General features: G+C 67.7%; 6 protein-coding genes. 1 reads left to right on the top strand and 5 read right to left on the bottom strand.

Annotated elements, in window-relative coordinates; all coding sequences use genetic code 11:
- The 4 genes from MJ797_RS27195 to tyrS form a co-directional block, all read right to left on the bottom strand.
- Positions 1 to 1,942 (bottom strand): WD40 repeat domain-containing protein (locus MJ797_RS27195; RefSeq protein WP_305039789.1); only part of this gene is annotated, 1,942 nt, incomplete at its 3' end.
- 377 nt (positions 1,943 to 2,319) lie between these two features.
- The gene (locus MJ797_RS19305; RefSeq protein WP_305039788.1) at positions 2,320 to 4,566 is read right to left on the bottom strand and encodes a family 2 encapsulin nanocompartment cargo protein terpene cyclase; all 2,247 of its coding nucleotides are present in this window, start codon (positions 4,564 to 4,566) and stop codon (positions 2,320 to 2,322) included.
- Entirely contained in the window at positions 4,566 to 5,978 is a 1,413-nt protein-coding gene (locus MJ797_RS19300) for a family 2B encapsulin nanocompartment shell protein (protein ID WP_239337421.1), read from the bottom strand. The genes MJ797_RS19305 and MJ797_RS19300 overlap by 1 nt, the downstream gene beginning before the upstream one ends.
- 877 nt (positions 5,979 to 6,855) lie before the next feature.
- Entirely contained in the window at positions 6,856 to 8,253 is a 1,398-nt protein-coding gene (tyrS, locus tag MJ797_RS19295; RefSeq protein ID WP_239337418.1) for a tyrosine--tRNA ligase, read from the bottom strand.
- Between the two features lie 323 nt (positions 8,254 to 8,576).
- On the opposite strand from tyrS, the gene MJ797_RS27050 reads away from it, so the two are divergent.
- Positions 8,577 to 8,705, top strand: a complete 129-nt coding sequence (locus MJ797_RS27050) for a hypothetical protein (RefSeq protein WP_255739211.1) — start codon at positions 8,577 to 8,579, stop codon at positions 8,703 to 8,705.
- A gap of 85 nt (positions 8,706 to 8,790) precedes the next feature.
- Here MJ797_RS27050 and MJ797_RS19290 read toward each other — a convergent pair whose 3' ends face one another.
- Positions 8,791 to 9,195, bottom strand: coding sequence for a transposase (locus MJ797_RS19290; protein WP_239337521.1), 405 nt, complete (start codon positions 9,193 to 9,195; stop codon positions 8,791 to 8,793).
- Between the last annotated feature and the right edge of the window lie 64 nt (positions 9,196 to 9,259).

Genomic DNA, 9,259 nt, shown 5'->3' with positions numbered 1-9,259 from the left:
GGTGGAGGGGTCCCCCGGGGGGCAGGGGGGGGGTGAAGAGTGTGGGGGGGAGGGCGAGTTGGGAGGGGAGCAGGGTGGTGATGGTGCCGTGGTGGGTGATGCCGGCGTTGCCGGGGTGGGGCATCGGGGTGGCGGCGTGGTCCCGGCTGGTGGCCGTGGTCAGGGTGGTGGTGGCGAGGAGGGTGAGGGTTGCGGGGGTGAGGGGGGGCATGGTGGCTGCCCGGTCGTGGAGTCGCAGGGGAAGCAGCGGGTCGGTGGTGATTGCGTGGGGGCCGATGAGGGTGAGCAGGGTGGTCAGGCGGGGGGTGATGCGGTCGGCGGCGGCGGTGAGCCGGTCGAGAGAGGCCGGGGCTGGGGTGGGCTGGGTGGTTGGGCTGTGGAGGGCGGTGCGGAGCATGGCGTGTTGGCCGGTGGGGGTGCTGCCTGGCGGGGGGAGGTAGGTCGGGTCGGTGGGCTGGTCGGCGGTGAGTAGGGCGGCGAACCCGACCCGGGCGGCCGGCGGCCAGGCCAGGGCGCGGAGCCGGCGGATCCCGGGGTGGTTGGCCAGGGTGTGGAGCCGCGGGTCGTACAGCATGCCGCGACCCGGATCACCCAGATCATCCGGGTGATCTGGGTTGGCTGGGTTGGTGGGGGTGCTGCCGGTGAGTGTGGCAAGGTCGTGGAGGAGTGCCAGTGGCGGCCACAGTCCGCCGGCGCCTAGCAGGAGCAGCCCGACCGTCTCCGTGTGGAGCCGGGATCCGGCCGGGTCGAGGGTGACCGGTGCCCGCGGTGGTGCTGGTGATGCCGTCACCGGCCAGACCCGCACCGTCGCGTCGTCGCTGGCGGTGGCGAGGAGCAGCCGGCCGTCGGCGCCGGTCGCCCACGCCACCGACCTGACCGGGCCGGTGTGGCCGGTGAGGGTGTGCACGGCCCGGCCAGTGGCCGGATCCCACACCCGCACCGACGCATCGTCGCTGCCGGTGGCGAGGAGCAGGCGGCCGTCGGCGCCGGTCGCCCACGCCACCGAGGTGACCCAGCCGGTGTGGCCGGTGAGGGTGTGCACGGCCCGGCCAGTGGCCGGGTCCCACACCCGCACCGACGCATCGTGGCTGGCGGTGGCGAGGAGGAGGCGGCCGTCGGCCCCGGTCGCCCACGCCACCGACAGGACCGGGCCGGTGTGGCCGGTGAGGGTGTGCAAGACCCGGCCAGTGGCCGGATCCCACACCCGCACCGTCGCATCGTGGCTGGCGGTGGCGAGGAGGAGCCGGCCGTCGGCGCCGGTCGCCCACGCCACCGACCTGACCCAGGTGGTGTGGCCGGTGAGGGTGTGCAAGACCCGGCCAGTGGCCGGATCCCACACCCGCACCGTCCGATCGTCGCTGGCGGTGGCGAGGAGCAGCCGGCCATCAGCCCCGGTCGCCCACGCCACCGACCAGACCCAGGTGGTGTGGCCGGTGAGGGTGTGCAAGACCCGGCCAGTGGCCGGATCCCACACCCGCACCGTCCCATCGACGCCGCCGGTGGCGAGGAGCAGCCGGCCATCAGCGCCGGTCGCCCACGCCACCGACTTGACCCAGTCGGTGTGGTCGGTCAGGGTGTGCAGGGCCCGGCCGGTGGCCGGATCCCAGACCCGCACCGTCGCATCGTGGCTGGCGGTGGCGAGGAGGAGCCGGCCGTCGGTGCCGGTCGCCCACGCCATCGACCAGACCCAGGTGGTGTGGCCGGTGAGGGTGTGCAGGGCCCGGCCGGTGGCCGGATCCCACACCCGCACCGTCCCGTCGAAGCTGGCGGTGGCGAGGAGCAGCCGGCCATCAGCCCCGGTCGCCCACGCCACCGACAAGACCCCGCTGGTGTGGCCGGTGAGGGTGACCGGCGGTTCGACGACGACGTCACCCGGCACCCACGGCTCGTCCCACCATCCAGCCGAACCGGCCGGCAGCGCACCGTCAGCCAGCGCCGGCACACCACCATGATCACCTGTGTGTCCTACGGTACGGGCATGCGCCACCGCCCAGGCGCGTAAAGCACCGTCGACAGACGGGACGGCGGGCCCCGGGCCGCAACCAGCCGTCGGAGCATGCTCTCGCTGGTCGTCCACACCGCCCCCGTCACCTGCCGGCACCACCCTGCGACGATCAGCGTAACCCGCCCCACCGTCGATCATCCAACCTGCCAGCGGCCCCACCACCCGGGCCACCCACACTGTCCGCAAAGCCCGGCCGGCGGCGGAGGACAGGGGGTAACCGAGTGCGACGAACGTTGTCCGCTACCTCCGTAGGGAACCTGGGGTGAGCGGATCCACCGGCCGGCCCCAGGTTCCCCGTTTCTGAGCGTGCCGCGTCAGGCCCGAAGCCGGGCCGCCGCGGTACCCAGCCCGGTGGGGCCGCCGAAAGGCGGTGTCCCAGCTGCCCCATGGCGTCGCAGTTCGGATTCCTCGTACCGGCGTGTTCCCTGATGCCAGCGGAGGATCCCGGCCAGCCAGTTCTGGAGTTCCGTCACATATCCACACAGTGCGCCGCGCGCGTCGGCGTCCAGAGCGAAACTGTCGAAAAGCACGGGCAGTTCGCTGGAAACGATGTGTTCGAACTGGCGCAGCCGAGCGGTCATCAGATCGTTCACGACCGCGACCGCGCCTTCACGATCGCGGTCAAGAAAGCGTTGGATAACGAGAACGCAGTTGTGGATCTCACCCTCGAACTGGATTTCCTTCTGGTAGGAGAAGATGTCGTTGAGCAGGCAGGCGTAGTCCGCGGCCGCGTTCTCCAGGGCCCTGATCGGTCGAGTCCGGAAGATCTCGGGTGGCAGTGTCGGCACGTGGGCCATCCTGGCCAGTCTCGCCAGGCTCATGGTGAGATCAGAACCGAATGTCCTGCGCCGCATCTCGATGTAGTCGATCGGGTCGGGCACTCGATTCTGGAACTGGTTGGCCAGTTCCCACGACCAGCTGTCAACCATCTTCTCGATGGCGCCGCGAAACACACGGCGTGCGCTCACGGTCATGGGCCCCGCGGTACGGGCCCACAGATCGGCCAGACCTCTTTCCAGCGCGTTGCCGGGGACGGGGACGACGGAGAGGGGAATGTCGGTGGGCTCCACCGGCATGAACTCCGACAGCCGCCTGGTGCACGCCTTCGCGCCGACGAGGTCACGTGTCCGGCCGAAGATCACCGGATAGTAGTCGTCCCCGTAGGTTCCCCAGGCCAGCCAGTCCGTGGTCAGATTCAGCTGATCGGCAGTGGCATCCGGATGGATCCCGGCCGAACACAGCGCGAAGTCAAACGCCCTGATCTTGTGTTCATTCCAGATCCCGGGCACCGGGTCCAGCATCCCGATCCGGCGAGCCCACGCCACGACATGGCGCCGCGAGACATCCAGCCGCGGGCTGCGCCTGGTGGCGAACGGCATGTAGAAGTCGGGCAGCCTGGTCTGCCCGACGACCTGGTACGGGATGTGGGTGAAGCTGCTCAGCCGCCGTGGCGCGGTCGAGACCAGTGACGAGACGATGCGTGCCCCTGATGTCCCGAGGCCCGCCGGGCCATCGAGCACACCGGCCGCGGCCGGGGAGCCGCCCTTCATGTATCGGCTCGACCGCAGATGCCATTCGTGCCCGCCCGACTGCCAGTCCTGTAGCCCTTTCACATAGGCAAGAACGTCCGCTCTGGCCCGCGGGTGAACGCCCCGCTCCTCGAAGAGCGGGGGTAACTCGGTGAACGTCGTGTGCTCGAACTGATGCAACCGGGACGTCATCAGGTCGTTCACGAGATTGGCGGCGGTCTGGGTGTCGCAGCCGAGGAATCGTTCGAAAACCAGCACGCTGTTGCTGAGCTCGCCCTCGTCCTCGACCTCGCGCTGGTAGGAGAACAGGTCGTTACGCAGGTGCACGCTGTCGGCGAACGTGTCCCTGAGTACCTGCATCGGCCGGGTCGCGGCGATCTCGGCGGGCACCTCGGCACCCGCGGCATGTTCGACCAGATTCGCCGACCAGGGTGCTCCGCCGACCTTGCGTCGCATCTCGATGTATTCGACGGGGTTGGCGATCCTGTCCGCACTGATGTTGGCGAGTTCCCACAGGGATTCATCCAGCAGGTTCGCGGTGCTGTTCGCGAACCGACGCCGCCAGTCCGGTGACCTTGCCGGGACGGTACGGGCCCACAGATCGGCAAGGCCGCGTTCCACCGGATTGTCCGGCGTCTCAGTGATCTCCCCGGTCACGGGCATGAAGGCCCGCAACCGGTCGAGATAGTCCCGGGCGCCGGCCGTGTCCCGAGTCCGCTTGTAAAGCTCCAGAAAATGATCGTCAAAATAGAACACCCAGACATACCAGTCGGTCACCAGATCAAGGTCCGGCCCGGTCGCGTCCGGATGGGTGTACGCGCACAGCAGGGCGTAGTCATGTGCGTCGAAATCGTCCGCGGACCAGATCACGGTGCCGTGCTGCGGTACGTCAATCATGTCCATCTCGTAGGCCCATGCCTTGCTGTGCCCGCGAGCTCTCGCCAGGTTCGGGTTCAGCCGTGCCGGATAGGGGACATAGAACTCTGGTAGCTCGAATGGCGGCGTTCGCCGAGCGTCCCCGGGATCTCCCACTAGTCGCGAGGCCCGGCGATGTCAACATCCTCCAGGATGCCGAGGGCGTCCGGCACGAGGACCGCCGCCGAATAGTAGGTGCTGACGAGGTAAGAGATGATCGCCTTGTCGCTGATTCCCATGAATCGGACGGACAGGCCCGGTTGGTATTCGTCCGGGATGCCGGTCTGGTGCAGGCCGATGACGCCCTGGTTGTCCTCGCCGGTGCGCAGCACGAGTATGGAGGTGGTGTGCCTGTCAGTGATGGGAATCTTGTTGCAGGGCAGGATGGGCACACCACGCCAGGCGGGCACCCCGTGGCCGTCGATATCGGCACCGGTCGGGTAGATGCCGCGGCGGTTGCATTCCCGGCCGAACGCGGCGATGGCTCGCGGGTGCGCCAGGATGAACCGGGAATCACGCCGTCTGCTGAGCAGTTCGTCGAGGTCGTCGGGGGTCGGCGGACCGAAGTGGGTGTGGATGCGCTGCTTGCGGTCGGCATTGTGCAGCAAGCCGAATTCCCGGTTGTTGATCAATTCGTTTTCCTGGCGTTCCCGCAGCGCCTCGATCGTCAACCGGAGCTGTTGCTCGAGCTGGTTTATCGGTTCGTTGTACAGATCGGCGACCCGGCTGTGCACCCGCAACACCGTCTGGGCGACACTCAGTTCGTATTCGCGGGGCGCGAGTTCATAATCGACGAACGTCCCCGGCAGCTCGGGCTCCCCGGTATGCCCCGCCGCCAGCGCGATCGACGCTTCGCCATACTTGTTCTGGGGGACTTCCGAACGGCTCTGGAACGCCTCGATCTGTGCCCGCAGCTCCGCGGACTGGTCAACCAGCTCCTGGAACGCCTGCTGTGAGAGTGCCAGCACGGTGCACCCGGTCACGGCCCTGACCGTGAACTCCCAGCTGCCCCGCGGCCCCGCCAGAACCTGATCGCCAAAATAGTCGCCGTCGGCCAGCACGCCTAGCACGGCCTCGTCACCGTACTTTCCGGTACCGAGCTTGTGCAGCTTCCCGTGCGCGATGAGGAACACCTGGTCGGCCGGCTGGCCCGATTCCACGATCACGTCACCGGGAGCGAACTCCCGCTGAACAAACCGGTCCGCCAGCGCGCGCAACACCGTCTCGTCGTCAAACCCGCGCAACAGCGGCAACTCGCCGAGTTCCCGGGGGATAACCCGGATATCGGCCCCGGTCGAGACAAACGTGATGACGCCGTCCCCCACCAGATAACTGAGCCGACGGTTGACCCGGTACACACCACCCGCCACCTGCACCCACGGCAGTATCCGCAACAACCAGCGCGAGGAGATTTCCTGCATCTGGGGCACGGATTTGGTGACCGTCGCCAGATTACGCGCGGCCGCCGTACCCAGGCTCAGCTGCGGGCCATCCGCCGCGTCGACACCCGAACCAACCAGTTCCGTCATAATCTACACCACCGATTTCTCGTCGTATAAGTCTTATTAGTCGCAGCAGTCGTATCAGCGGAAAACGGCACACGTACCGTCGCGGAATAGCTGTACCAATATGTCACCGCGGGCTGGATCGCCCGGCCGAAAACGGCCGGATTCACTTTCGAGCCGGCGCCCCGGCGGGTCACGTTGAAAACAAAGCCGACAAAACGGCTGGCGTCGACCAAAGGCCGCCGCATCCCCTCCCGAACGTTTCGCTTGCTGCAGGCAGAGTTCCTTCCCACGTCGCGTTGCATGCGACGCGTCCACCTACGCCCCCCCGGCGCGAGTTGTGGTTCGTGTGACCGAGCGAAGCTTCCCGTAGCGGTCATGGCACCGGCAAGGACTTCCGCGTGCCACTTCCCGCATGGCCCACTGTGATGGTCCGAGCTGGCCCGGACTGAATCGATCTTTGATCACAGCATGTCAATGCCACTCCAGCGCGGAAACCTTCTCCATCACATTTTGTAACCGCGGGAGCTCCGCCTGTCGGCCCCCGCGACGCCGGTGACACACACATTTCCCGGCGCTGCCTTCACCGGGGCGGCACGATCCCACATCCCATACCTGGCATGCCGAGCCACGAACGCTCAAGGAACGGCCCCGACCTCCGGTGACCTCGTCGCCCGGCCGGCGCCTCGGTCGCTCACGGCCGCTCCGCGCCGCCCCTGAATCCTTCGTCAAGCCGAACGCTCCGCGACGGACGCCTATCACAGAACGTGAGGAGTGGTCACATCCACCTAGCCAAAAATGACCAGTTACCGATGTCCAGAGAAGGCGATACCAGCCACAGAGCCACAGAGCCACGACCGAACTACCGGCAATCCGCCCAGGAGGCCTGGGTGGATCCGCGTCAGAACCCGGCGGCGATGCGGGCGAGCCTGCGACCGACCTTGAGGTAGTACTCGCCGGCCCGGCCATGGAGCTTGTCCTTGAGCACGGTCGCGAGCGGTTCGCGGGCCTCATCCGCGGTGAGCCGGAGCTGGTCCTGAACGCCCGCGGATTCGACGACGAGCCGCAGGCCGTCCTGCTGGGCGACCCGACGGACATCGCCGTTGCTCTTGGCGAAGCCGAGCGCCCTGACCGCATCGGTGACCGACTGCCCCAGATCCGTGATCGTCGGCAGATCGTCAACCTCACCGAAGACGCGCCTGGAAAAACGCGCGGCAAACTCCTCGCGCGCCTTCGTGGCCGCCTCGACACCGTGGACAGCCGCGGTGACCTCCCCGGCGAGGATCTTCTTCAGATCCATCGGATGCAACGACCCGGCGGCCAGCCGCTCACCGACGATGGCCAGTTCGGAGTCCCGCCACTCGCTCAGCGCCCGGAAGTACGGCTCCACCAGCCGGTCGGGCACCGACATGATCTTACCGAAGATCTCACCCGCGGGAGCGGCCAGGGGGACGTAGTTGCCCTTGGACTTGGACATCTTCGCCCCGGTGCCATCGGTGCCCTCGATCAGCGCGGTGGCGACCACCAGTTCCGGCGGCTGGCCGCAGATGTGCATGACATGCCTGCACATCTGCATATTGAGGAACTGGTCGATACCGCCGACCTCCAGGTCGCTGGCGATCTCGACCGAGTCCAGCGCCATGACCACCGAGTACAGCAGCTCGGCCAGGGACAGCCCCTGACCGGCATCCAGGCGCTTGCGGAAGTCCTCACGCTGCAACGGCATCGAGGCCGGGATCTGGGCGGTGATCTCGATCAGCCTGGGCAGCTTGACGTCGCGCAGCCAGTCGCCGTTGTGACGGAACTGGGCACGGGTGAAGTCGAAGAAGGCGGTGACCTGCTCGCGGTAGGTGGCGAGATTGTGGGCGATGTCCTCGTCGGTCAGCGCGGGGCGCTCGTCCGAGCGGCCGGAGGGGTCACCGATCTTGGCGGTCACGTCACCGACGATGAACACCACCTGGTGGCCCATGCGCTGGAACCGGCTCAGGATGAGCATCGGTACCGCGTGGCCCAGGTGGACCTCGTGGCCGGTCGGGTCGATGCCGAACTTGGCGATGAACGGCCGCCCTTTCTCCCCGGCCTCGGTGATCCGCGCGGCCAGGGCGTCGACCGAGGGCTGCAGCTCCTGGGAGCGCTCGGCGATCAGCGTGGCCTGCTCGGCCGGGGAGAGATCCGACAGGTCCAGGCCGCGGCGCCGCGTGCTCAGGTCCAGCAGTTCACGCACGGTGGCGCCGGCCGCGAGGTCCGCGCCCTCCAGCAGGGCGGTGACGCGGTCAACGGACTGGCTCAATCGGGTCATCAGGGCTCTCCGGGGCGTGGGTGGCATCGCCATCCTATGAAGAACCCAAGGCTGTCTCCGAACGCCCGGGCCCAGGTTGTAGACGACGCGGCCAGCGCCGTTCACGGCGCGGATCCGGCGGCCGACCGCGGCATCGACGTTGAACGCGGACCGTTACCGGTGGTGTGTCGTTGTACGTCCGCGGGACCGGGTTTGCGCGGGACGTCTTCTGGCCACCTCGGTCACCGCGGAGATCCGGGAGCTCTCTGCTCAGGACATCCGGAGACCACGGGCCGGATCGGGGGCAGCGGTACTCAGCGGAGCGGGAGTCGACGGACCCGCACGTGAGTGGTGCTGAGCGATATGACGACGCCCTGTTCGAGGTCGGCTTCCAGCGCGGGCAGGTTGGCCACCAGCAGGGCGGCTTGCGCATCAGGCTTGAGCTGGTCGCCGGACCGGAGCAGGACGAGTGAGGGAGCGGTGCCGCGACTGAGCGCGAGCAGAGTGGTGAATTGACGTCCTCCCCGCACTGAAGGACGGGGATTCCTACCGTGCGGTTCATCCCGCACCTCGGTGGGTTCCTGCTTCACTGCCGACTGCCGGCACGGCTGCCGGTCTCACATCGACTCCACAGGCGTTTACCGTCTCCACCCGCCCGGCGGCGACGATGCGCTGTCCCTCGAACAGGATGTTCCGGGCCGCATTCAGATCACGATCATGTGTGGTGTTACAGACCGGGCACGTCCACCTCCGGACCGCCAGTGGCTTCGGACCATCTCTCACCCCGCAGGCTGAACAGAGTTGCGACGACGGGAAGAACCGGCCTACCCGCACCACGCTTCGACCACGCCGCACGGCCTTCTCCTCCAGCAAGCCGACCAGTTTCGACCAGCCAGCATCGTGGACCGCCCGCGCGAGTTTCGTTCGGGCGAGACCGGACACCGCAAGATCCTCAACGTAGATCGCTTGGTTGTCGCGAACAAGTCGAGCGGCGAGCTTGTGGTGATGGTCTCGGCGGGTCTCTCCG

Origin of the sequence: Protofrankia sp. CiP3, assembly GCF_917627345.1 — a bacterium.
Lineage (GTDB): Bacteria > Actinomycetota > Actinomycetes > Frankiales > Frankiaceae > Protofrankia.
This window is presented reverse-complemented; position numbering and strand designations above follow the sequence as displayed.

Coding starts and splice junctions, on each gene's coding strand:
- tyrS (WP_239337418.1), bottom strand. CDS start 8,253: ATGACCCGATTGAGCCAGTCCGTTGACCGCGTCACCGCCCTGCTGGAG.
- MJ797_RS19300 (WP_239337421.1), bottom strand. CDS start 5,978: ATGACGGAACTGGTTGGTTCGGGTGTCGACGCGGCGGATGGCCCGCAG.